Origin of the sequence: Amycolatopsis sp. cmx-4-61 (assembly GCF_046548775.1) — a bacterium.
In the GTDB taxonomy this organism is placed as follows: Bacteria; Actinomycetota; Actinomycetes; order Mycobacteriales; family Pseudonocardiaceae; genus Amycolatopsis.
Genome location: NZ_JAEBEI010000014.1, coordinates 178456 through 198466, shown reverse-complemented (window position 1 = coordinate 198466; position 20011 = coordinate 178456). Strand labels below are relative to the sequence as shown.

The window sequence follows — 20011 nt, the reverse complement described above, 5'->3', positions numbered from 1 at the left end:
GTACCCGACGTTCGGATTGCGATCATCGGGGCAAAAACGGCGAATCGCCTTTGAATTGGTCTAGACTTTTCCCCCATGCGCGGTACGACGGTTCCGCTCGGCACGCCCTGCCGGCCCCCGCAGCCGGGGGAGCTGCCGATGCACCGGCTGGAGGTGCCCGCCCCGCACGCGCCGCCGTTCGCGGTCGGCACCTTCGCCGCGCTGGGGCCGCTCTCGCACGCGGATTTCCCGCACCGGCACACCTTCCACGAGCTCGTCCACGTCACCGGCGGCACCGGCGCGCACGTCGTCGACACCGCGCGCTGGCCGCTGCGGCCGCCGCACTTCGGCGTCCTCGCGCCGGGGCAGGTGCACCAGTGGGCGGACGTCCGGGACCTCACCGGGCACGTCGTGCTGTTCACCGACGACTTCCTGCTCGACCACCCGGCCGACCGCGAGTTCCTGCGCCGCCTGAGCGAACGGCCGTGGCTGCACCTGGACGACCACGCCGACGCGCACGTCACGCGGCTGATCGCCGACCTGGAGGACGAATACCGCCGCGGCGGCGAGGGGACGGAGTCGGTGCTGCGGGCGCTGGTCCACGTCCTGGTCGTGCGGGCGGGACGGCTGCTGGGCGCGCCGTCGCCCGCCCCGGCCCCCGCGGTGGCGGCGGAGTTCGTCCGGCTCGCCGGCCGTCCCGAGCTCGGGCTGTGGTCGGTGCGCGCGCACGCCGAACGCCTCGGTGTCACGCCGGGCCACCTCACGGAGGCGGTGAAGGCCGCGACCGGCCGCACCGCCGCGCAGCTGCTGCGCGAGGCCCGGACCCGGGAGGCACAGCGGTTCCTGCTCCGGACGGACCTCACCGTGCGGCAGGTCGCCAGCCGTGTCGGGTTCGCCGACCCGGCGTACTTCTGCCGGTTCTTCCGCCGCGAAACCGGGCTGAGCCCGGGCGGCTTCCGCCGCGGCGGGGAGATTCACCACGACTGACCGGTCCAGTCCATCGCCGCTCACCCGGTGCGCTGCCTACGTTCGAGGAGATCCCCGACCTCCCCCACGAGGAGCAGGCATGGACGAAGAAACCAAGCTCAGCCGCAAGACGGTCCTCAAGGCCGCGCTCGCCGCGGGTGTCGCCGCGCCGGTCGCGCTGATCGGCGGCCCGGCGCTCGCCCGCGCGAACGCCGTCGGCGGTGCGGCACCGGAGCTGACCCCGGCGTGCCACGACGACGACGATCCGACCATCGAGCAGACCGAGGGCCCCTACTTCAAGCCGAACTCGCCGGAGCGGACCAACCTCGTCACGCCCGGCACCCAGGGGACCCGGCTGACCGTGACCGGGTACGTCTTCGGCCGCGCCTGCCTGCCGGTGAACCGCGCGCTGCTGGACTTCTGGCAGGCGGACGTCAACGGCGCGTACGACAACACCGGCTACACCTTCCGCGGGCACCAGTACACCAACGCCCAGGGCGCGTTCACGCTGTCCACCATCGTGCCCGGCCTCTACCCGGGCCGGACGCGGCACATCCACGTCAAGGTGCAGGCACCCGGCCGGCCGATCCTGACCACGCAGCTGTACTTCCCCGGCGAGCCGCGCAACAACACCGACACGATCTTCGACGCGCGCCTGCTGATGACCGTGCGGGACAACGGCTCGGCGAAGGAGGCCGCCTTCGACTTCGTGCTCGACGTCCCGCAGACGCCGACGTCGACGCAGCCCACCCAGCCGTCTTCCACCCAGCCGTCTTCCACCCCGCCGTCTTCCACCCCGCCCGGGGGCACGACCTGGGCCGTGGGCACCGCGTACACGGCGGGCGCGCGGGTCACCTACGGCGGCCGCGGTTACGTGTGCCTGCAGGCGCACACCGCGCAGCCGGGCTGGGAACCGCCGAACGTCCCGGCGCTCTGGCGGGCGGAGTGAGGCCGTCCCGCTGAGGAGGGAGGGAGAACCGGCAGGTCCCGGCCGCATCCCGGGGCCTGCCGGACCCCACTGCGCACCTTGGGGGTCGACGGCGGCGCCGCGGCCTGCCAGATTGGGGCCATGACGATTTCCCTCGACGCCTCCGAGTGGGTCCGGCGCTTCCACCCGGCGCCGTCCGCGACGGCGCGGCTCGTGTGCTTCCCGCACGCCGGGGGATCGGCGAGCTACTTCCACCCGGTTTCGGCGGCACTGGCGCCCGCGGTCGAGGTGCTGGCCGTGCAGTACCCGGGCCGGCAGGACAGGCACACCGAAGCCCCGGTGGACGACCTGTTCGTGCTCGCCGACCGGCTGGCGGACGTGCTCGTCACGGAGACGGCGGGGCCGGTGGCGTTCTTCGGCCACAGCATGGGCGCCAGCCTCGCGTTCGAGGTCGCGCGGCGGCTCGAGGCGAAGGGCACGCGGCTGCTGTCGCTGTTCGTCTCCGGACGCCGGGCGCCGTCCGCGCCCAACGACGACCGCGTGCACGAAAAAAGTGACGACGCGCTGCTGGCCGAGGTCAAGCGGCTCGGCGGCACGGACGCGGCGATCCTGGACGACGAAGACATCCGCAGCCTGGTGATGCCCGCCTTGCGCAGCGACTACAAGGCCGCGGAGCTCTACCACTACCGCCCGGGCCCGGACGTCTCCTGCCCGATCGTGGCGCTCATCGGCGACAGCGACCCCAAGGTCACCGAGGCCGAGGCCCGGCTGTGGGCGGAGCGGACGTCCGCGGGGTTCGAGCTGAAGACGTATTCGGGCGGCCACTTCTACCTCAACGACCACGCGGCGGCGGTCATCGGCCTGATCGCCGAGCGGCTCGGCGGCTGAGCGGGCGGGCGGGGTCGTGACCCCACCCGCCCACCGGTTCAGCAGTACAGGTTGGCGCCGGGGTCGACGCCGAGGACCGCGGTGATCTGGCGGTACTTCGAGACGCGGCTCTCGACCTGGGCGGGGTTGCCGCCGTTGCACTCGATCGAGCCGTTGATGCTGCGGATCGTCTCGCCGAAGCCGCGGCCGTTCACCATCGCGTTGTGCGGGGTCATGGTGCCGGGGCCGCTCTGGGTGTTCCAGTACCAGAGCCCGGTCTTCCAGGCGACGGCCGAGTTCTGCTCGACCTGCCACGGGTTGCCGAGCAGGTCGATGCCGAGCGCGTCACCCGCGGCCTTGTAGTTGAAGTTCCAGCTCAGCTGGATCGGGCCGCGCCCGTAGTAGGCGGACTGGCCGGCGGGGCAGCCGTAGGGCTGGTTCCAGTCGCAGTAGTGCGGGTAGTTGGCGGTGTTCTGCTCGACGATGTAGACGAGCCCGCCGGTTTCGTGGTCGACGTTCGCGAGGAACGCGGCGGCTTCCTGCTTCTTCACGGTGTCGCTCCCGGTGGTCGCGAAACCGGGGTAGGCCGACAGCGCCGCGGTGAGGCCGCTGTAGGTGTAGAAGGAGTTCCGGCCCGGGAAGATCTGGTTGAACTGCGCTTCGCTCACCACGAACGCGCCCGGGTTGCCCGGATCGGTGCCACCGCCGCAGTTGTAGGGCTCCCAGTACCAGGTGCTGATGACCGGGTCGTAGCCCGGGTTGGCGTTCTTGGCGCGGTAGTAGCCGCCGTTGGTGTACCGGACGATCGCGCCGACGTCGTACCACTGGCCGGCCACCCAGTCCGGGTAGCTGCAGCCGGTGCCGGGGTCGGTCCCGCCGCAGCTGTAGGGCTCCCAGTACCAGGTGCTGATGACCGGGTCGTAGCCCGGATTCGCGTTCTTGGCGCGGTAGTAACCGCCGTTGGTGTAGCGCACGACGGCGCCGACGTCGTACCACTGCCCGGCCACCCAGTTCGGCGCGCTGCACGCCGCGGCGGCCGCTTGCGGGGCGTGCCCGGTGACGGCGGGGGTGCCGAACACGAGCCCGGCAACGGCGGCAACGGCGGACAGGACCGCGACAAGGCGTTTTCTCAAGACTGGCTCACTCCTTCGGCCACGACGGATGCCGGGCGCGCAGGCGCCCGGCGTCGAGGGGTGGGGTGCTCATCCGGCCGAGACGAACGTGACACGGCCACTAGAGCAGATTGGTCTAGTCCAGTCAAGAAAGCGTGCGGGAGCGGGCAACGGTTGTGCGCGATCGTCCCCGAGGAGTCCGGCGCGCGGCCGGCGCGCCGCGGGGCGGGCGACGCGGCGCGAAACCGCGTGGCCCGCCCGGCACGTCACCGCGCTTGCGGGATCTTCACCTGCGTCGCCGGGGCGAGGTTCAGGATGCGCTGCAGCCTGGCCCGGCCCAGCCGGTGGAGCATCTCCCCGAGCTCCTCCGGCGCGATGCTCCCCTCGAGGTCGAGCCGCGTCGTCCGGACGACGCGGTCGATCTCCGACGCGGGCAGCCGCCCCGCGAACTCCCCGGCCAGCCACACCCCGACCTCGTCCACGACGTCGTCCGCCCGGTGGCTCCGTACGGTCATCGCTCTCCTCGTTTCGGATCGCCTTTTCACCCAGGTCGGGGCGGGAAAATCCCGGCCCGACGCCAGTCCGACGGGCGAGCCGGGGGGCCATGACGCCGAATCGGTGAAGTTCGTGGCAAAAAAGCCTTGCGTGTTCGGACCGGTGAGTACCGTGACCGCCGCCATCACTCACATGGGCTGATTGCCGCCCGAAGTTGTCGGCCGTTCGGGTAAAAATCCGCCGAACCGCGCCGGTGGTACGTCTGGCTCAGGACCCTGGAAGCGGGCGTTCCTGACGGGACGCGGAACGGGAGACGCGATCCATGGGCCGGTACGACCGGACCGACCTCGGGGCGTACAGCCTGGGGTTGCTCGACGCCGCCGAAGCGGCCCGGGTCGAGCGGCACCTCGCGGCGTGCCCCGACTGCCGCCAGGAGGCCCGGGAGTTCGAAGCGGTTCGCGGCCTGCTCGACCACCTGACCCAAGTGAAGTCCACTTAGGACAGTTGCGGGAATTGTCGGTGCCGCCGGGTACGGTCCGCACCGTGACCGACGACCACTTCCTCGACCCGACCCGGCACACGTACGCAGTCGTGGCCGGCAGCTACGACCGCTTCGCGCCCCCGATCGCCGAAGACGTCCAGGACCGCGCGCTGCTCACCGCGTTCGCCGACCTGGTCCGAGCGGACGGCGGCGGCCCGGTCGCCGACCTCGGCTGCGGTACCGGCCGCGTGACCGCCTACCTGGCCGACGCCGGGTTGGACGTTTCCGGCATCGATCTGACGCCGGAGATGCTGGCCATCGCCCGCCGCGACCACCCCGGCCTGCGCTTCTCCGAGGGTTCGCTGCTCGCGCTCGACCTGCCGGACGCCGGCCTGGCCGGCGCGGTGGCCTGGTATTCGATCATCCACACCCCGCCCGAGCGACTGCCGGCGTTGTGCGCCGAGCTGTTCCGCGTCCTGCGCCCGGGAGGCCACCTGCAGCTGGCGTTCCACGTCGGCGACCGCCGTCATCACCGAACGGACGGCTACGATCACGACGGGTTTTCGCTCGACATCTACTGGCTGCCGGTGGACCGGGTCAGCGAGCTGCTGACCGACGCGGGATTCGAGATCCTGACGCAGGTATTGCGGGACCCGGCCGCCCGCGTGCCCCAGGGGCGGGTGCTGGCGCGGAAGCCCTGAGACTCCAGCGCCGGACCGAGCAGGGGCGACCCAGCGGCAGGTGCCGCCCTGACGTGCGTTGACTTCCGCGAGGAAGGGAGGTGGCGGCCCCGGAGCGTGGTTGTCGCCGCCCAGCCATCCGGTTTGCCCCGAAGCCGGCCTGACGGGCGCCGACCCCTCAGCGGGAGGCGGCCGCCTTGACGGTCCGCAGCACCGGCGCCGTCTCCAGCGTCCGGATGGCGTCGAGCGCCCCCAACCGGTGGGTCAGGTAATGGTGCAGGGCCGCCGCGTCCGGGCACAGCGCCTGCGCCACCAGGTTCGCCGGCCCCGTCGTCGCGGCCACGAGCGCCAGCTCCGGGTGGGTCGCCAGTGTCCGGGCCACCTGGTCGAGCCGGGCCGGCGCCACCGCCATCCAAAGCAATGCCTGCGTCGTCGCGCCCAGCGGGGCCGGGTCGATCTCGAGGTCGAAGAACACCGTGCCGCCCGCCTGGAGATCGGCCAGGCGACGCGCGACGGTCGCCGCGGACCAGCCGGTCGCCGTCGCCAGCTCGGCCAAACCTGCGCGGCCGTCCCGCTGCAGCGCGGCCATCAAGGCGTCGTCTTCGCCGGTCAGCGGCTTGCCCGGGCCGGTGTGCACCGGCGTGAGCGCCGCGATCTGCGCCGCGTCGAGCGCGTCGGCCCGGCCGAGCCACGCCGTCGGGCCGCCGAAGTAGCGGTGCAGCAGCTGGTGGGCCGAAACCGCCGTGATGCTCGCCGTCCGCGGGATGTCCCGCAGCAGCAGCGCGTGGTCGCTCGCCGCCGTCGTGTGCACGTTCACGCAGATCTCCGTGCCCCCGGACATCAGCTTGATCCACGCCGTGTCGCCGCGGCGGGCGAGCGCCTGGGCGAGGTCCTGCGCCGCGTGCGGCGTCGCGGTCAGGCGGACCATCCACTCGGCCTGGCCGGCCCGCTGCGGGTCCGGCAGGCCGACGACCCGGAGCGACGCCTCGGCCCGGAGCCGCCGGTAGCGCCGCGCCACCGTCTGCGTCGAGACGCCGAGGACGTCGCCGATCTTCGTGAACGGCGCCCGTGCGTCGATGTGCAGCGCGTGGATCAGCGCCCGGTCGAGGTCGTCCAACGTGGTCATATCCCTCATTGAACCGCACCGAACGGAACAAATCCGCAATCCGCGGCGCAAAGCTGGAACCTACGTTGATCGGCCGTCAGGGTGGACGCCGACCGAAAGGAGGCACCTCTTGCCCACCATGACGCGTTACCGGCGGCGCTGGGCCGCACTGGCCGTCCTGCTCACCGCCGAGGCGATGAACCTGCTCGACGCGACGATCGTGCAGGTCGCCGGCCCGGCCATCCACGCCGACCTGCCCGGCCCGGCCGCCGACGTCCCGTGGTTCAGCGCGGCCTACACGCTTCCGTTCGCCGCCTTCCTCATCACCGGCGGCCGTCTCGGGGACGTCTTCGGCCGGGCCAGGGTGTTCAAGCTCGGCGTGGCGGGCTTCGTGCTCGCGTCGCTAGTCTGCGCGGCCGCCGACGACTCCGGGCTGCTGATCGGGGCCCGCGCGGTGCAGGGCGCGGCGGCCGCGCTGATCATCCCGCAGACCATCGGCCTCATCCGCGCCCTCTTCGACGGCGCCGAACTCGCGAAGGCGCTGGGCACCATCGGGCCGGTGATGGGCCTGTCCGCGGTCACCGGGCCCCTGCTCGGCGGGCTGCTGACCCAGGCTGTGTCGTGGCGGGCGGTGTTCCTGGTGAACGTCCCGCTGGGCCTGGCGGTGCTCCTCGCCGCCCGGCTGCTGCGGGAGGACCGGGCCGCCACCCGGCCCCGGCTCGACGTCGTCGGCACCCTGCTCGTCGCCGCCGGCGCCGGGGTGTTCGTGTACCCGCTGATCGATCCGGCCGGGACGAACTGGGGCCTGCTCGCCGCCGGCGCCGCGGTGCTGGCGGTCTTCGGTTTCCACCAGCGCCGCACGGCCGCGCCGCTGGTCGAGCCGAGCCTGTTCGCCCACCGCGGGTTCCCGGCGGCACTCGCCGGGTCGCTGCTGTTCTTCGCGGTGATGACGGGCCTGATGCAGGTCGTGCCGATGCAGCTGCAGCTCGGGCTCGGCGTCGACGTCCGCACCGCGGGCCTGACGCTGTTGCCGCTCTCGGCCGGGCTCGCGGTGTCGTCGTACTTCGCCGGTGCCCGGCTGGTGCCGAAGTTCGGCCCGCGCGTGATGTTCGCCGGGCTCGCCCTGCTGACGGCGGGCCTCGTCGCCGCCCTCACCCTGGGGGCCGGCGCGTACGCGTGGGCGCTGGCGTTGTGCGGGCTCGGGATGGGCACGTTCACGGTGCCGTTCTTCGCCGCGGCCCTGGACCGGGTCCGGCCGCACGAGACGGGCTCGGCCGCCGGGCTGCTCAACGCGGTGCAGCAGCTCGGCGGCACCCTCGGCGTCGCCCTCCTCGGCGGGCTCTACCTCGGCACCGGCACGGCGGCCGTGGCGCTCGGCCTGGGCGCCGCGCTCGCCGTGGCCGCCGCGATCGCGGTGGTGCCGCTCAGCCGGGAGTCCGGGCGGCTCAGTAGTCGTCGCGGCCGGTGAACTGCTGCTCCAGCAGCTCGGCCGCGCCGGCGACCAGCTCGAGCGGATCGGTGAACTCGTTGATGTCGAGGTTGATCAGCGGCAGCGAGTGGCGGAGCACGACGTGGTCGCCCATCACCGCGATCCCGCCCACCACGATCGCCTCGCCGACCTCGGTCAGCACCTCGAGGAGGTCCACCTCGTCGTGCCGGGCGAACGGCGTGGCGATCTGCACCCAGTCCTCGCGCTGGTCGAGGATTTCGCGCGCGATCACGACGATCTGCGCCCGCTGCTCGGTGTCGGGGTCGTCGCCGAACACGAGCCGGATGCGCAGTTCGTCGGGCTCGTCGCGCACCACCCGGTACGACTCCCTGATGTAAGCGACCAGATCGCCCCACTCCGCCACGGCTTCTCCGTCCTCGTGCCTGTCCGGGCGCCCAGCGTAGCGATCAGGCGGTGCCGATCCGGTCGAGATCGGCGAGAACGTCGGCGGGCAGTTCGAGATCGGCGGCGGCGAGGTTCTCCCGCAGGTGCCCGGGCGACGACGTGCCGGGGATGAGCAGCATCGACGGCGACCGCTGCAGCAGCCAGGCCAGCGCGACCTGCATCGGCGTGGCGCCGACCCGGGCGGCGCAGTCGTCGAGCAGCCCGGACTGCAGCGGGCTGAACCCGCCGAGCGGGAAGTACGGCACGAAGGCGATCCCCTCGGCGGCGCACTTGTCGACGAGGGGATCGTTCTCCCGGTGGGCGAGGTTGTACTGGTTCTGCACGCAGACGACGGGCGCGATCGCCTTCGCCTCGTCGAGCTGCTCGGCGCTGACGTGGCTGACGCCGAGGTGCCGGATCAGCCCCTGCTCGCGCAGTTCGGCGAGCACGCCGAAGGGTTCGGCGAGCGACATCGGCACGGGGTAGTCCCCGGCGGCGTTGCTGAGCCGCAGGTTGACGACGTCGAGCGCGTCGACGCCGAGGTTCCGCAGGTTGTCGTGCACGGCCTCGGTGAGGTCGGCGGCCGACAGCGCGGGCGGCCAGCCCTTGTCCTCGCTCCGCCGCGCCCCGACCTTCGTCACGATGACGAGCGATTCGGGGTAGGGGTGGAGGGCCTCCTTGATCAGGGCGTTCACGGTGTGGGGGCCGTAGTAGTCGCTCGTGTCGAGGTGGGTGACCCCGCGTTCGACGGCCTCCCGCAGCACCGCGACGGCGGTGTCGTGGTCCCGCGGCGGCCCCCAGACGCCGGGCCCGGCCAGCTGCATGGCGCCGTAACCCATGCGCCTCACGGGGAGTTCGCCGCCGAGGGTGAAGGTGCCGCCGAGGTCCGCCATGCCGCTCCTAGCTCCGGGTGCTCTTGCCGGGAAGTCTAGGCGCAGTCACCGAAGTCTTCGCGCCACCGTTTTCGTCGGTGCCGGCCGGTAGCCTGGAATCGGGGGCCCGCTTACGCGGTTTCCTTGTCCCGCAACGGAAATCCATCAGCGGGTTTCACCCGGTCCAGCGATGTTGGTTCGCACGCATGTTCGATAACGTTGGTGGTGATCGCGAAAGGAGATCACCGTGAACCTCCACGGCTCAACCGCAGAGTCCCTTGCCCCGCAGCACCCTCGTCACCGACTCCTGCACGCGGCTCGGTGGCAGTTCCCCGGATCGCACCGCCTTCACCAGCCGGTCCAGCACCTCGTCCACCCGGCCCCCCGAGGACCACAGAGCCTGGTCCGCGCCGGCCTGCAACGCCTTCAGGACCGCGTCCGGCAGCGGATACTGGGCGGTGATCGCCTTCATGGCGCCGAGGTCGTCGGTCACCACCGGCCCGGTGAAGCGGAATTCGCCGCGCAGCAAGGCGTAGGCGGCCGAAGACAGGGAAGCCGGGACCCCGTCGGTGAGGTCCGGCACGTCGAGGTGGCCGACCATGACGGCAACCGGGCCGTAGTCGGCGAGGTCGCGGTAGGGCACGAGGTCGACCGCGCGCAGCTGCGCGAGCGGCGGCGTGACCACCGTGCCCTTGTGCGAGTCGCCCGAGCCGTGGCCGTGGCCCGGGAAGTGCTTCAGCACCGGCTGCACGCCCGCGTCGCGGAGGCCCTGCGCAAACGCTTTCGCGTACGTCTTGACCTTGACCGGGTCCGGGCTGAAGGACCGGTCGCCGATGACGTCGTCGTCCGGCGCGCCGGTGACGTCGGTGTCGGGGGCGAAGTCGACCGTCACCCCGCGGGCGCGCAGGTGCCGGCCCCGCTCGGCGGCCAGCGCGCGCACCTCGTCCGGCGACTTCGTCGCGGCCATCGTCCGGGCCGAGGGCAGGTCGCCGTCGAGGTCGTCGATGCGCTGGACGCGGCCGCCTTCCTCGTCGACCGAGACCGCCACCGGCACCCGGGCCACGGCCTGGACGGCGGCCAGCGAGCGATCTTTCAACAACGCTGTTGCGTTACCCCCGATGAAGATCCCGCCGACCTGGTGGTCGCGCACCAGCGAGACCGTGGCCGCCGGGTTGTCGCCCGAAACCCCGACGACGACCAGCTGCGCGACCTGGGCGCGGACGTCGAGCCCGGCCACCAGCGAGGCACAGTCGCCCGGCCGGGCGAGGCGGGAGGTGGGCACGGAAGGCGAGGGCGGAGCCACCGGCGAAGGAGTGGGCCGGTCGTAGGTCAGGGGCACCGCCAAGCCGGACACGGTCCGTGGTTGCAGGCCCGCGACCAGCAGGCACCCGGCCACGATGCAGAACGCCACCCCGAAGGCGGCAAGACGTCGGCGGTTCATCGGTCCCTTCACTCGTTCGTGGTCCCCTCGACCGTAGTCGACGGCCAAACTTCACGGTGTGAAGAATGGCCGGGCGCCCCTTAGAGAATTCGTGAAGGCGTTCTCCGCAGACTGGCCGCAGTCAGGTTTCGTCGTGGGCGGGGAGGGTTCCATGGACCAGGTGCGAGTGGCGGCGTGGGCGTCCGATCCGATCGCCTTGACCGGGCTGATCAACCACCTCAAGTCCCGCCCGGAGCTGCTGGTCCTGCCCCGCGCCCGCCGGGGCGAGGCGGCCGTGCTGGTGTTCGCCGTCGGGGAGGTCGACCGGGAGGCCGTCACCGCGCTGCGGGCCGCGGCTGCCGAGTCACCGGCCGCGATCGTGCTGGTCGCCGGGCACGTCGACCCCGCGCACGTGGGTTTGCTCGCCGACTGCCACGTCTCCGCGGTGCTGCCGCGGACCGCGCTCGACAGGCTCAGCGCGACCGTGGTCGCCGCGGCGCAGGGCCGCTCGTCGTCGCTGCGCGAGCAGGTGGAGGCGCTGGCCGGAGCGGGTGGTGGCGCGGCGCTGACGCCGCGCGAGGTGGATGTGCTTCGCCTGATGGCCGAAGGCTGGGACACTGCCGAGATCGCGGGCAAGCTCTGCTACTCGGAACGGACCGTGAAGAACGTCATCTACGCCATGACCAACCGGCTCAACCTGCGCAACCGGCCGCACGCGGTCGCGTACGCCGTGCGGGCCGGTGTGATCTGAGGAAGCCTGTTGCGAACGATCGCCCGCCGGACCGCGCTCGTGGTGGCCGCGCTGATCCCGCTCGCCGCCTGCAGTCCGGGTGACGCCGGGGAGAAGACGAAGCTCACCATCGCGACCTTCGGTGAATTCGGCTACGCGCCCCTGATCGCCGAGTACGAGAAGCTGCACCCGGACATCACGGTGCAGAACCGCGTCACCGACTTCGACACCCACCACAAGGGGCTCGCGACGCAGCTCGCCACCGGGCACGGCGCCGCCGACGTCGTCGCGATCGAAGAGCAGTACATGCCGCAGTACCGGAAAGCGAAGGACAAGTTCGCCGATCTCGCCGGTTACGGTGCCCGTGACCTCGAAAAGCAGTGGGTGCCGTGGAAGTGGGCGCAGGGCACCGACGGCGCCTTCGTCCTGGGCCTCGGCACGGACATGGGCAGCCTCGCCCTCTGCTACCGGCGTGATCTGTTCCAGGCCGCGGGCCTGCCGACCGACCGTGCCGAGGTCGCGAAGCTGATGCCGGACTGGGAGGCCTACGCGGCCACCGCGGAGCGGTTCACGGGCAAGACGCCGAACGTGAAGTTCACCGACTCCGCCGGGACCGTCTACACGGCGATGCTCAACCAGTCGCCGGAGAACTACTTCTCCCAGCGAGACGACTCCTTCATCGCCGACCGCAACCCGAGCGTGCGCACGGCTTTCTTCCTCTCCGGCGGCCTGGCCGCGAAGGGGCAGACGGCGGCGGCGACCACGTTCACCCAGGCCTGGAACGTGGCGATCAAGCAGGGTTCCTTCGCCACCGTCGCCTGTCCCGCGTGGATGCTCAGCCAGATCAAGGAAGCCGGTGGGGACGCCGGCCGCGGCAAGTGGGACGTCACCACCGTGCCGGGCAGGAGCGGCAACCAGGGCGGCTCGTTCCTGACCGTGCCGAAGCAGGGCGCGCACCAGAAGGAGGCCTACGAGCTCGCCCGCTGGCTGACCGCCCCGGAGCAGCAGAAGAAACTCTTCCTCTCCGACGGCATCCTGCCCAGCGAGCCCGCCGTCTACCAGGATCCCCAGGTCGTCGCGCACACCGACCCGTACTTCGGGGACGCGCCGATCGGGCGGATCTTCGCCGCCTCGGCCGACCAGCTGCGTCCCAACTACCGCGGCCTGCGGGACGCCGACGTCCGGCCCGAGTTCGGCCGCGCTCTCGGGCGGATCGAGGAACGGACCGAGACCGTCGACCAGGCCTGGGCGAAAGCCGTCCAGCAGGCCCAAGCCGCCCTGAAGTAGCCGCGCGTGCAGCACCGGCTCGCCCGTTTCGACCGCGCAGTCACGCCGCTGCTGCTCGTCGCGCCCTTTTTCGCGCTCTTCGTCGTCTTCGGCGCCTTTCCGCTGCTGTACACGGCGTGGGTGTCGCTCCACGACTGGAACCTGCTGGAAGGCGATCAGGGCGCCTTCGGCGTGGCCAACTACGGCGACCTGCTCACCGATCCGCACTTCTACAACGCGCTCGCCAACACGGTCTCCATCTTCCTGCTCGCCGCCGTCCCGGAGTTCCTGCTGGCGCTGGGCATCGCGGCGCTGCTCGACCGGCCGCTGCGGGGCGCGACCTGGTGGCGCACCGGGGTGCTGCTGCCGAACGTCGTGTCCGTCGTCGCCGTCGGGCTCGTGTTCGGGCAACTGTTCAGCCGTGACTACGGCGTCGTCAACGAGGTCCTCGGCTGGATCGGGGTCGCGCCGGTCAACTGGCGGGCGACGACGTGGTCGTCCCACGTCGCCGTGGCGAGCATGGTGCTCTGGCGCTGGACCGGCTACAACGCCCTGATCTACCTGGCCGCCATGCAGGCCGTTCCCGGCGATCTGTACGAGGCCGCCGAGCTCGACGGCGCCTCGCGGTGGCGGACGTTCTGGTCGATCACCGTGCCCGGCATCCGGCCCGCGCTGGCGTTCACCGCCATCGCCGGCACGGTCAACGGCCTGCAGCTGTTCGCCGAGCCGCAGCTGTTCGACGCCGGGGGCTCGGCCGGGACCGGCGGCAACGACCGCCAGTTCCAGACGCTGGTGATGTACCTGTACGAGAAGGGGTTCACGCACTTCGACGCCGGTTACGCGGCCGCGCTGACCTGGGTGCTGTTCGTCATCTGCGCGGGGTTCGCCCTGGTCAACTACCGGCTGGTGCGCCGGTTCGTGAGGTCGGCGTGACGGCGCGGCGCCGGCCGGGCGGCTGGGTGTACGCGGTGCTGGTCGGGGTGCTCGGCGCGTCGGTGTTCCCGCTGTACTGGTCGTTCGTCGTGGCCACGCGGGACAACTCGGCGATCGGGGAGACGTCGCCGCTGCTGCTGCCGGGCGGGCACCTGGCCGAGAACGTGCGGCGCGTGTTCGACACCGTCGACTTCTGGCTCGCCATCGGCAATTCGCTGATCGTCGCGGGCACCGTCACGGTGGCCAACGTGGTGCTGGCGAGCCTCGCCGGGTTCGCCTTCGCGCGACTGCGGTTCCGGGGCCGCAACACGCTGTTCCTGCTGGTGGTCGGCTCGGCGATGGTGCCGGCGCAGCTCGGCGTGATCCCGCTGTACCTCGTCGTCGGCGACCTCGGCTGGTACGGGCGGCTCGAGGCGGTGATCGTGCCGGCGCTGGTGAGCGCCTTCAGCGTGTTCTGGATGCGCCAGGCGTGCGAGAACGCGATCGGCCCGGACCTCGTCGACGCCGCGACCGTCGACGGCTGCTCGGTCCTGCGCACGTACTGGCACGTGGCCGTCCCCGCCCTCCACGCGCCGGCCGCGGTGCTCGCGATGCTGACGTTCATGGCCACGTGGAACGACTACTTCTGGCCGCTGGTGGTCCTCGACCCCAACGAGACGCCGACCGTGCAGGTCGCCCTGTCGCAGCTGGCCAGCGGTTACTACACCGACTACGCGCTGATGCTCACCGGCGCGACCGTCGCCGTCGTGCCCGTCATCGCGTTGTTCCTGCTGCTGGGCCGCCACATCGTGCGGGGCATCCTGAGAGGGGCACCGGTATGACCTTCCCGGCGGGTTTCCTGTGGGGCGCGGCGACCGCGTCCTACCAGGTCGAAGGCGCCGTGACCGAGGGCGGCCGCGGGCCGTCCGTCTGGGACACCTTCGCGGCGGCCGACGGCACGGTGCTCGGCGGTGCGACCGGCGCCGTCGCCTGCGACCACTACCACCGCTACGCCGAGGACATCGGCCTGCTGGCCGGCCTGGGCCTCAACGCCTACCGGTTCTCGGTCGCGTGGCCGCGGGTGATGCCGGACGGCCGGACGACGTCCGCGGCCGGGCTCGCCTTCTACGACCGGCTGGTCGACGAACTGCTCAGCCAGGACATCGTGCCGGTGCTGACCCTCTACCACTGGGACCTGCCGCAGGCCCTGGAAGACGACGGCGGCTGGCCGGAGCGTGACACGGCCGCCCGGTTCGCCGACTACGCCGCGGTCGTGCACCACGCGCTCGGCGACCGCGTGCACCAGTGGACGACGATCAACGAGCCGTTCTGCGCGGCGTTCCTCGGCTACGGCAGCGGCGTGCACGCCCCCGGTGTCCGGGACCACGACACGGCGCTCGTCGCGGCCCACCACCTCCTGCTCGCGCACGGCCTGGCGACGCGGGCCCTCACCGAGCAGGCCCGGCCGGGCCACGAGTTTTCGCTGGCGCTGAACTTCGCCCCGGCCATCCCGGACGGCGACACCCCGGCCCACCGGGAGGCGGCCAGGAAGTTCGACGGCATCCACAACCGGTTCTTCCTCGACCCGGTGCTGGGCCGCGGCTACCCGGAAGACGTCCTGGCCGACACCGAGCACCACGGCGGCCGTTTCGCCGCGGCCGTCCGCGACGGCGACACCGACGTCATCGCCGCCCCGATCGACTGGCTGGGCGTGAACTACTACGCCCCGGCGCGCGTGACCCCGCTGGAAGACCCGCACGCGCCGGGCAACTGCCCGCTGCCGGGGTTGCGCGGCTTGGACGTCCTGCCCGCCCGACCGCCCCTGACGGCGTTCGGCTGGGAGCAGGCCCCCGGCACGCTCACCGACCTCCTGCGCTGGATCCACGACCGCTCCGGTGGCCTGCCGCTGGTGGTGGCCGAGAACGGTGCGTCCTTTGTGGACAAGGTGGTCGACGGCCGCGTGTTCGACGCGGCGCGCGTCAACTACTTGATGGAGCACCTGCGGGCGGTCCACGACGCGATCCGGCTCGGCGCCGACGTGCGTGGGTACTTCGCGTGGTCGCTGCTGGACAACTTCGAGTGGGCGATGGGCTACACGCAGCGGTTCGGCCTGGTGCACGTCGACTTCGAGACGCAGCAGCGGACGGTCAAGGAGTCGGGCCGCTTCCTCGGCCGGGTCGCCCGGGCCAACGCGCTAGCTGCGCCGGCGGAAGGCGTCGGCGACGCCCGAGCGTGACGGCGTCTCCAGCTTGCCCAGCAGCCGGGCCACGTGGGCTTGCACCGTCCGCCGCGGCAGGGACAGTTCCGCCGCGATGTCCGGGTTCGACCGCCCTTGCGCGACCAGCCCGGCGATCCGGACCTCGATCGGCGTCAGCGACTCCCAGCCGTGGCCCGGCCGGATCGGGGAGAACAGCGCACCCCGGCGCACACCGAGGCGGCGCAACCGGGTTTCCGCCCGGCGGAGATCCCAGCGTGCCGCCAACGTCGTGTACAGCTCGGCCGCCTCTTCGAACGCCGCGTGCGCCGCGTCCAAGCGGCCCGCGCGCGCCAGCAGCACGGCCGCGTCCTCCAGCGCCGCAGCCAGTTCCGGGCGGCGGCCGACCGCGCGGAAGTGCTCCGCCGTCGCCAGCACGGGCGCCGGGTCCTCGTCGATCAGGCCGCGGCACCACGACACCGCCGCGTGCGCCCGCGCCGGACGTCGCTCCTTCGCCGCTTCCTCCTCGCACACCGCCAAGGCGCGGCGGGCGCGGGTGACGTCGTCCTGCTCCATCGCCAGCCGCACGAACGCCGGCAGCCACTGGTGCCGCAGCATCATCTGCGCGTACGTCGGGTTCAGGATCGGCTCCAGCACCGCCAGCGCGCGGACCCGGTCGCCGCGCTGCTCGGCCGCCAGGGCGTCGGCGACCAGCAGGAAGTCGAAGCTCTCGCGCTCGGCGCCGGTCGCCGGGGCGTACTCCTCCGCCGCGTCCAGGTGGGCCGCGGCCTGGGCGCGGTCGTCACGGCGGCCCGCGATCAGCGCCGCGACGCCGTGCAGCAGCAGCGCTGCCGGGCCTGGCTCGCGCAGGCCGTAGAACGTGATCGCCGGTCCGTCCTCGATGACCGCATCCAGTTCGACCAGCGCCTCGTCCCAGCGGCCCTCCCAGTACCGGTGCACCGCGGCGGACACCTGCAGCCCGACCGGCAGCGCGTGCCGCGCCGCGACTTCGCCCGCCGCGCGCAGGGCGTCGCCCGCTTCGGCCAGGCGATCGAGGTTCTGCAGCGTGAACACGCGGTTGTCGAGCAGGTCCAGGTGCAGGTCGGCCAGTTCGTGCTCGTCGCCGACGGCTTCGATCGCCGCGTCGATGTGGGCGAGCGCGCGGTCGTGCTCGCGGCGCACCGAATCGACCAGCCACAACGACTGCAGCGCGTGCGCGGTCAGGTAGCGGTCGCCGCCGGCGAGCGCTTTCGTCTCACGCGCGGTCCGTTCCGCGGTGTCCAGATCGGACAGATCGCCCCGGCGGAAGTTCGCCAGCAGCTGCCGGTGCTTGACCCGCCAGAGCTCGGGCACGGCCGGGTCGTCGACGGACGCGGCGAGCGTCGCGACGGCGCCCTCGGTGTCACCACGCCGGTGCCGCAGCGCCGCGAGCACGTGCCGCATCTCCTCGGCGGCGTCCGGGTCGGTGGCGGCGTCGAGTGCCTGCTGGGCCAGGGATTCCGGGCTGCGCTCCAGCCGGAACAGCACCTTGACCAGCGCGACCAGCAGCGTCTCCCGGCGCGGGTCGCTGCCGGAGCACGCGGCCAGCGCGCGTTCCAGCAGCTCGACGGCGATCAGCGGCGCCCGGGTCGACACGGCGGCGTGGTGCGCGGCGAGCCAGTCCAGCACCCATTCGTCCACTGTGGCCGGTGCCGCGACCAGCTGCTCGGCGACGCGCTTCACCGGCGCGCCGATCCCGGCGAGCGCCTCGGCGGCCTGCCGGTGCAGCGCCGCGCGCGTCCCGGCCAGCAGCCGGTCGTAGAGCGCCTGGCGCAGCAGCGGGTGCCGGAACGCCAGCTGGGTCCCCGTGTCGATGAGGACGTTCGCCGCGACGGCTTCCTCGAGCGGCGCCAGCAGGTCCGACGGCCGCGAGCCGAGCACCGCGGCGACGTCGCCGACGGCGAACTCCATGCCCAGCAGCGCGCCCCAGCGCAGCACTTCCTGCGTCCGCGACGTCAGGAAGTCCAGCCGCCGGTCGACCGCGGCGACCAGCGACCGCGGCGCCTCGAACTCCGCGGGATCGTCGACGTCGGCGTGGCCGCCCGCCACCGCGACCGCACCGGCCCGCCGCAGGACGTCGACCATTTCCTTGACGTACAACGGGTTCCCGGCCCCGCGGGCGGCGAGTTCGCGCAGTCCCGGCCCGGGTGGGGCGCCGAGCTGGTCCTCGATCAGCTTGTCGACGTCGTCGCCGGTCAGCGGCGCGAGGTCGAGGACGACCCCGTCCCGTGCCTGGACACCGCGGCGCAGCTGGGCGAGTTCGGCGCGGTCCGGCGCCGGGCGGGTCGCGGCCACCAGCAGCAGCGGCAGCTGCCTGGTCGCCGCGCAGAGCCGGTGCCAGACCAGCACGGACGCTTCGTCGGCCCACTGGAGGTCGTCGATCACCAGCACCTGCGGCGACTGCGCGCACAGCTCGTCAACCAGGGCCAGCAGCCGGTCGACGGCGCCGAGCACCGGGTCGGCCGGCCCCCAGGAGCGGCGCGCCGCTCCTTCGCCCGCGAGCTCCTTGGCCACCCGCGCCCGCCGCGGGTCGGGCGAGTGCACGTCGATGGCCAGGCACTCCAGCACGACCTGCAGCGGGAACCGGGTGCTGAGCTCGTCGGCGGCGGCCCAGAGCCGCTGGAAGCCGGGGCCGTCCGGCAGCGAGCTGGTGAGCAGCTCGGACTTCCCGATCCCGGCGTCGCCCTCGATCCAGACGGCCCGCCCGCGCCCGGCGCGGACGTCGGCGACGAGCTCGGCCAGCTTCGCCGTTTCGGCACTTCGGCCGTACAGCCGGTGCCCGGTGACGACGACGGGCGCCGCGGGCGCGTCGAGAGCGGGGTCCTGGGCGAGGATCTGCCGCTGGAGCCGCTGCAGCCCCGGGCCGGGTTCGACGCCGAGTTCGGCGACGAGGGTGGCGCGGGCGTCGCGGAAGACGTCGAGGGCGTCGGCGGGCCGTCCGCTGCGGTAGAGGGCGAGCATGAGCGACTCCCGCAGCGACTCGCGCAGCGGGTGTTCGCCGGCGAGCACGGCCAGCTCCGGCGCGAGATCGAGGTGCCCGCCGAGGGCGAGCACGGCTTGCGCCCGCCGTTCGAGGGTGTCCAGCCGCAGCTCGGCGAGGTGTTCGCGGTGACGCTCGGCGAACCCGCCGGGCACCCCGGAGAGGGCCTCGCCCTGCCAGAGGGCGAGAGCGTCGTCGAGCTCGGTGACGGCGGCCCGCGGATCGCCCCGGTCGAGCAGCCGCTGCGCGCGTTCGCGGTGCCGTTCGAACAGGGCGGCGTCGAGCGCGTCTTCGCCGAGGATCAGCGAGTACCCGGCGGGGTCCGACACGAGGACACTGGCGGCCGACCACCGCGACCGGTCCGGTTCGAGCGCCCGCCGCAACCCGGAGACGTAGGTGTGCACGCTGCCTTCGACACTGGCCGGCGCGGAGTCGCCCCAGACGCCGGCGATCAGTTCGGCCCGCGGAACGGGCCGCCCGGCATTGACGGCGAGCACCGCGAAGAGGGCACGCTGACGAGCGGGACCGAGGCCGATCTCGGCCGCCCCGCGCCAGGCCCGCAGCGGGCCGAGCACACCCACCCGCAGGCCGGTGTCCGCATCCGCTGGCATGTCGTTGCCGTCCCCTCTGGGACATCCGCCCAGACCCCATCCCCCAGGGACATTCGCTACCGGCTACTCCGGTGACCTTACCGACGTGACAGCCCCGGGCAAGGTTGCGCGTTCAACCGCAACTCCCGACCTTCGGCGGGTGCGGGGTGGAGGGGGTTGCGGCGGGCGGCGCGGGCCGAGGGGCGGCGGGGTGGAGCGGGCAGGGGGCGAGGCGTTGCGCCCGAGCGGCGCGGGCCGAGGAGCCGCGGGGGTGTCCCGGCGGCAGCGTGGCGCGGGTAAGGCAGAGCGAGCTGGCCTGGCTATGGCGCAGCCGTAGCTGACCACCCGGATGGAGCGGCCGAGGCGAAGCCCAGCACCCCGCCCGGTCCCAAACCGCCAAGCCTGGCCAGCACCCGCGCTGCCTGCCCCACCACCGCGCCCGGTCCGAAGACCGCCAGGCCCGGCCAGCGCCCGCCCTGTCCGCCCCAGCAACCCGCCCGGTCCGAAACCGCTCGAAGCCGC

Annotated in this window: 18 protein-coding genes; 11 read left to right on the top strand and 7 right to left on the bottom strand. The window is 72.8% G+C overall.

Translation table 11 applies throughout. From position 1 onward, the window contains the following. Nucleotides 1-138 precede the first annotated feature (138 nt). From ACLJOU_RS32510 to ACLJOU_RS32500, 3 genes are all read left to right on the top strand, one after another. Nucleotides 139-966, top strand: a complete 828-nt coding sequence (locus ACLJOU_RS32510) for an AraC family transcriptional regulator (protein WP_410572963.1) — start codon at nt 139-141, stop codon at nt 964-966. Nucleotides 967-1045: 79 nt separating this feature from the next. Continuing rightward, nucleotides 1046-1894: a carbohydrate-binding protein gene (locus ACLJOU_RS32505; RefSeq protein ID WP_410572809.1), complete on the top strand. Its 849-nt coding sequence runs from the start codon at nt 1046-1048 to the stop codon at nt 1892-1894. Nucleotides 1895-2014: 120 nt separating this feature from the next. Next, the gene (locus ACLJOU_RS32500; RefSeq protein WP_410572807.1) at nt 2015-2761 is read left to right on the top strand and encodes a thioesterase II family protein; all 747 of its coding nucleotides are present in this window, start codon (nt 2015-2017) and stop codon (nt 2759-2761) included. Between the two features lie 38 nt (nt 2762-2799). Here ACLJOU_RS32500 and ACLJOU_RS32495 read toward each other — a convergent pair whose 3' ends face one another. Both ACLJOU_RS32495 and ACLJOU_RS32490 read right to left on the bottom strand, forming a co-directional pair. Further along, nucleotides 2800-3819 (bottom strand): glycoside hydrolase family 19 protein, encoded by a 1020-nt coding sequence (locus tag ACLJOU_RS32495; protein WP_410572961.1) that lies wholly within the window; start codon nt 3817-3819, stop codon nt 2800-2802. A 299-nt stretch (nt 3820-4118) separates the two neighbouring features. Then, nucleotides 4119-4367: a hypothetical protein gene (locus ACLJOU_RS32490; RefSeq protein WP_410572805.1), complete on the bottom strand. Its 249-nt coding sequence runs from the start codon at nt 4365-4367 to the stop codon at nt 4119-4121. 302 nt (nt 4368-4669) lie between these two features. Between ACLJOU_RS32490 and ACLJOU_RS32485 the strand changes: the two genes are divergently transcribed. Both ACLJOU_RS32485 and ACLJOU_RS32480 read left to right on the top strand, forming a co-directional pair. Further along, entirely contained in the window at nt 4670-4846 is a 177-nt protein-coding gene (locus ACLJOU_RS32485) for a zf-HC2 domain-containing protein (protein ID WP_410572803.1), read from the top strand. 44 nt (nt 4847-4890) lie between these two features. After that, nucleotides 4891-5529, top strand: a complete 639-nt coding sequence (locus tag ACLJOU_RS32480; RefSeq protein ID WP_410572801.1) for a class I SAM-dependent DNA methyltransferase — start codon at nt 4891-4893, stop codon at nt 5527-5529. A 157-nt stretch (nt 5530-5686) separates the two neighbouring features. Here ACLJOU_RS32480 and ACLJOU_RS32475 read toward each other — a convergent pair whose 3' ends face one another. Next, the gene (locus ACLJOU_RS32475; protein WP_410572799.1) at nt 5687-6634 is read right to left on the bottom strand and encodes an Lrp/AsnC family transcriptional regulator; all 948 of its coding nucleotides are present in this window, start codon (nt 6632-6634) and stop codon (nt 5687-5689) included. Between the two features lie 109 nt (nt 6635-6743). Between ACLJOU_RS32475 and ACLJOU_RS32470 the strand changes: the two genes are divergently transcribed. Beyond that, nucleotides 6744-8081 (top strand): MFS transporter, encoded by a 1338-nt coding sequence (locus ACLJOU_RS32470; RefSeq protein ID WP_410572797.1) that lies wholly within the window; start codon nt 6744-6746, stop codon nt 8079-8081. On the opposite strand, the gene ACLJOU_RS32465 is transcribed toward ACLJOU_RS32470, so the two are convergent. From ACLJOU_RS32465 to ACLJOU_RS32455, 3 genes are all read right to left on the bottom strand, one after another. Beyond that, complete coding sequence (locus ACLJOU_RS32465) at nt 8059-8466, bottom strand: hypothetical protein (RefSeq protein WP_410572795.1); 408 nt, start codon at nt 8464-8466, stop codon at nt 8059-8061. The two genes, ACLJOU_RS32470 and ACLJOU_RS32465, sit on opposite strands and share 23 nt — an antisense overlap. Nucleotides 8467-8509: 43 nt before the next feature. Next, nucleotides 8510-9379: an oxidoreductase gene (locus ACLJOU_RS32460; RefSeq protein ID WP_410572793.1), complete on the bottom strand. Its 870-nt coding sequence runs from the start codon at nt 9377-9379 to the stop codon at nt 8510-8512. A gap of 241 nt (nt 9380-9620) precedes the next feature. Then, nucleotides 9621-10799, bottom strand: a complete 1179-nt coding sequence (locus ACLJOU_RS32455; RefSeq protein WP_410572791.1) for a glycoside hydrolase family 3 N-terminal domain-containing protein — start codon at nt 10797-10799, stop codon at nt 9621-9623. A gap of 151 nt (nt 10800-10950) precedes the next feature. Here ACLJOU_RS32455 and ACLJOU_RS32450 point away from each other — a divergent pair, with 151 nt between their 5' ends. The 5 genes from ACLJOU_RS32450 to ACLJOU_RS32430 are packed head-to-tail and all read left to right on the top strand — an operon-like array spanning nt 10951 to nt 15922. Continuing rightward, nucleotides 10951-11529 carry a response regulator transcription factor gene (locus ACLJOU_RS32450; protein WP_410572789.1) on the top strand — a complete coding sequence of 193 codons (579 nt, stop codon included), beginning with the start codon at nt 10951-10953 and terminating at the stop codon, nt 11527-11529. 9 nt (nt 11530-11538) lie between these two features. Then, nucleotides 11539-12795: an ABC transporter substrate-binding protein gene (locus ACLJOU_RS32445; protein WP_410572787.1), complete on the top strand. Its 1257-nt coding sequence runs from the start codon at nt 11539-11541 to the stop codon at nt 12793-12795. Nucleotides 12796-12801: 6 nt separating this feature from the next. Next, entirely contained in the window at nt 12802-13707 is a 906-nt protein-coding gene (locus ACLJOU_RS32440) for a carbohydrate ABC transporter permease (RefSeq protein WP_410572785.1), read from the top strand. Beyond that, nucleotides 13704-14528: a carbohydrate ABC transporter permease gene (locus ACLJOU_RS32435; protein WP_410572783.1), complete on the top strand. Its 825-nt coding sequence runs from the start codon at nt 13704-13706 to the stop codon at nt 14526-14528. Before ACLJOU_RS32440 ends, ACLJOU_RS32435 begins: the two co-directional genes overlap by 4 nt. Continuing rightward, nucleotides 14525-15922: a GH1 family beta-glucosidase gene (locus ACLJOU_RS32430; RefSeq protein ID WP_410572781.1), complete on the top strand. Its 1398-nt coding sequence runs from the start codon at nt 14525-14527 to the stop codon at nt 15920-15922. Before ACLJOU_RS32435 ends, ACLJOU_RS32430 begins: the two co-directional genes overlap by 4 nt. Here ACLJOU_RS32430 and ACLJOU_RS32425 read toward each other — a convergent pair. Further along, the gene (locus ACLJOU_RS32425) at nt 15881-19510 is read right to left on the bottom strand and encodes a BTAD domain-containing putative transcriptional regulator (RefSeq protein WP_410572779.1); all 3630 of its coding nucleotides are present in this window, start codon (nt 19508-19510) and stop codon (nt 15881-15883) included. The genes ACLJOU_RS32430 and ACLJOU_RS32425 overlap by 42 nt on opposite strands. Between the last annotated feature and the right edge of the window lie 501 nt (nt 19511-20011).

What these genes read in the sequence shown, in the direction of transcription:
- ACLJOU_RS32485 (WP_410572803.1), top strand. Translation starts at nt 4,670, where the DNA reads ATGGGCCGGTACGACCGGACCGACCTCGGGGCGTACAGCCTGGGGTTG.
- ACLJOU_RS32455 (WP_410572791.1), bottom strand. Translation starts at nt 10,799, where the DNA reads ATGAACCGCCGACGTCTTGCCGCCTTCGGGGTGGCGTTCTGCATCGTG.
- ACLJOU_RS32510 (WP_410572963.1), top strand. Translation starts at nt 139, where the DNA reads ATGCACCGGCTGGAGGTGCCCGCCCCGCACGCGCCGCCGTTCGCGGTC.
- ACLJOU_RS32500 (WP_410572807.1), top strand. Translation starts at nt 2,015, where the DNA reads ATGACGATTTCCCTCGACGCCTCCGAGTGGGTCCGGCGCTTCCACCCG.
- ACLJOU_RS32450 (WP_410572789.1), top strand. Translation starts at nt 10,951, where the DNA reads ATGGACCAGGTGCGAGTGGCGGCGTGGGCGTCCGATCCGATCGCCTTG.
- ACLJOU_RS32490 (WP_410572805.1), bottom strand. Translation starts at nt 4,367, where the DNA reads ATGACCGTACGGAGCCACCGGGCGGACGACGTCGTGGACGAGGTCGGG.
- ACLJOU_RS32460 (WP_410572793.1), bottom strand. Translation starts at nt 9,379, where the DNA reads ATGGCGGACCTCGGCGGCACCTTCACCCTCGGCGGCGAACTCCCCGTG.
- ACLJOU_RS32505 (WP_410572809.1), top strand. Translation starts at nt 1,046, where the DNA reads ATGGACGAAGAAACCAAGCTCAGCCGCAAGACGGTCCTCAAGGCCGCG.
- ACLJOU_RS32430 (WP_410572781.1), top strand. Translation starts at nt 14,525, where the DNA reads ATGACCTTCCCGGCGGGTTTCCTGTGGGGCGCGGCGACCGCGTCCTAC.
- ACLJOU_RS32425 (WP_410572779.1), bottom strand. Translation starts at nt 19,510, where the DNA reads ATGCCAGCGGATGCGGACACCGGCCTGCGGGTGGGTGTGCTCGGCCCG.
- ACLJOU_RS32475 (WP_410572799.1), bottom strand. Translation starts at nt 6,634, where the DNA reads ATGACCACGTTGGACGACCTCGACCGGGCGCTGATCCACGCGCTGCAC.